Here is a 1,081-nt window from a genome sequence, read left to right as displayed (position 1 = left end):
CTTAGTTGGTTTATTGTCTGGCGATAACAAATCAACCAGATACGCCGCTTTTTTTCAAACCTTCAAACACCAGATTTGGTTATAACTCCTTTTCTTTAGAGGTGTACGACATGATTACTGACGGTTAGCGTATTCTTGCCGTGAACAAAGTGACTTAAATTAACCCTATTGGTTACTTTGGTGCCTTATATGGTCGTCAGCAAAGTATATTTGCCTTCCATTTTTCCTGTAATCTGTGCCTTTGTCCCCCCTAAGTTAAATACCTGTTCAATCTTATTTCTTTTGATTTATATCTCGGTGCTTTTTACGTGAGTAGATGGCATCACCCGAGAGTGGATAAACCTATTAGAACGCTACTAGCTAAGAGCTTTAAAGTGTAATTTGGTGTTGTGAATTTATTGTAAAAGAGGCGGTGGAAATTTTATTGATTTATGATTTTTGCTGCGCACCTTAGTTATCAGTGTGTAGTGGTCTAATCCTTCCGGACACTTCGCTAAGATGGTAAAACTACCAAGCGAGGTGAAGTATGACAATAAAAGGTACACGTCGGCATTTCAAGCCGGAATTCAAGAAAGACGCCGTAGCCCTAGTCTCCAAGCAAGGGTACTCGATTCCTAAGGCTGCTAAGGCTGTAGGAACCACAGCTAACAATCTGCGACGCTGGATAAAAGAGCTGAAGCTGGAAGAGGGCGGAGTAAGCTGGATGCCGGCGAGCGTGCTGAATTGGATCGATTGCAGCGCGAAATCAAGCAGTTGCGTATGGAGAAGGAAATCCTAAAAAAGGCCAGCGCGTTCTTTGCGAAAGAAATGAAATAAAGTACAACTTTATCAAGAAGCAGCAAGACAGCTTTCCAGTTACGGTGCCCTGCCGGGTAATGCAGGTAAATAAGAGTAGCTATTACGATTGGTGTCGCCGTATTGATAGCTCAATAGATAGCAAACATGGCAACTTTGCCATCGTTTGAAGGCCTTATTTGCAGAATCCCGACAGAGTCTGGGAAGTCGTCGGTTAATGAAGGTAAGCGGTACATGAACCACATTGTTCAACTTGCTTTGGCAGGCTGCCAAGATACCCCCTCCA

2 protein-coding genes are annotated in these 1,081 nt (G+C 43.2%); one reads left to right on the top strand and one right to left on the bottom strand.

The window, feature by feature from the left end; all coding sequences use genetic code 11:
* Positions 1–526: 526 nt before the first annotated feature.
* Complete coding sequence (locus ACCI49_RS24750) at positions 527–778, top strand: transposase (RefSeq protein ID WP_371841930.1); 252 nt, start codon at positions 527–529, stop codon at positions 776–778.
* 77 nt (positions 779–855) lie between these two features.
* On the opposite strand, the gene ACCI49_RS24745 is transcribed toward ACCI49_RS24750, so the two are convergent.
* Positions 856–1,081 (bottom strand): hypothetical protein (locus ACCI49_RS24745; protein ID WP_371841929.1); only part of this gene is annotated, 226 nt, incomplete at its 5' end.

This window comes from Microbulbifer epialgicus (assembly GCF_041447265.1).
GTDB classification, from domain to species: domain Bacteria; phylum Pseudomonadota; class Gammaproteobacteria; order Pseudomonadales; family Cellvibrionaceae; genus Microbulbifer; species Microbulbifer epialgicus.
This window is presented reverse-complemented; position numbering and strand designations above follow the sequence as displayed.

Excerpts from the sequence above, each read along its gene's own strand:
- ACCI49_RS24750 (WP_371841930.1), top strand. The coding sequence starts at position 527 with ATGACAATAAAAGGTACACGTCGGCATTTCAAGCCGGAATTCAAGAAA.